1 pseudogene is annotated in these 706 nt (G+C 70.5%); it reads right to left on the reverse strand.

From position 1 onward, the window contains the following. A pseudogene (locus IJ15_RS0124590) lies at nt 1-310 on the reverse strand (septum site-determining protein Ssd); the annotation flags it as partial. Nucleotides 311-706 lie beyond the last annotated feature (396 nt).

A 706-nucleotide genomic window follows, 5' to 3' on the forward strand; every position in this document is an offset into this window, starting at 1 on the left:
CCGAGCACGCTCCCCCCCCGACCGCCGTGGCCGCCTGCCAGTCGGGCAGTGTGGGCGGACCGTCGCAGACGAGTAGCACCCGGTCGCGGCGCGGCAGTCGCGTCGCACACTCGCGCGCCGCGGCCGCGTCCACCACCACCAGACCGGCCCCCTCCCACACCCGGCGTGCGGGCAGACCCACGACCGCCTCAAATGTTTGTTCGGTTGCGGCCGCGACCGAACGCAGCGCCTGCACGACGCCGCGAGCACTCACCAGCGCGAGCACCCCGGGCCGCGCCGACGCCGCCGGTACGCGGGATTCGATGTCCATGACGGCAAGCCTGCGCAGTACCGGTCCGGCGGGGAACCCGATCTCGGGGAATGTGCACAGAATCAGGGGGTGTGGATCAATTCTGGTACCTACGTACGATTTTCTTGGATGGGCACGGACGGGACGGATCGACACCCGACGGGAACTGCCGAATCCCGCCGAGGCCGACGGAATCGCACTGGAGCGCTGCGGAAATGCCACAGAAAGGGCCGCAGACAGGGCCGCACGGAACCCGGTGGACCGGGGAAGGCAGACCGCGAACGGATCGCGTGCATGAGCGCCGCGCGTTCGAACGGGAAGGGGAGAATTTAGGGGACGACCCCCGCCAGGCGGGGAGGAGGCGGGGGTCGTCAGAGTTCAGCCCCGGGGGGTCGGGATGAACGCGCCTGGACCGCG

This window comes from Prescottella defluvii, from assembly GCF_000738775.1.
In the GTDB taxonomy this organism is placed as follows: domain Bacteria; phylum Actinomycetota; class Actinomycetes; order Mycobacteriales; family Mycobacteriaceae; genus Prescottella; species Prescottella defluvii.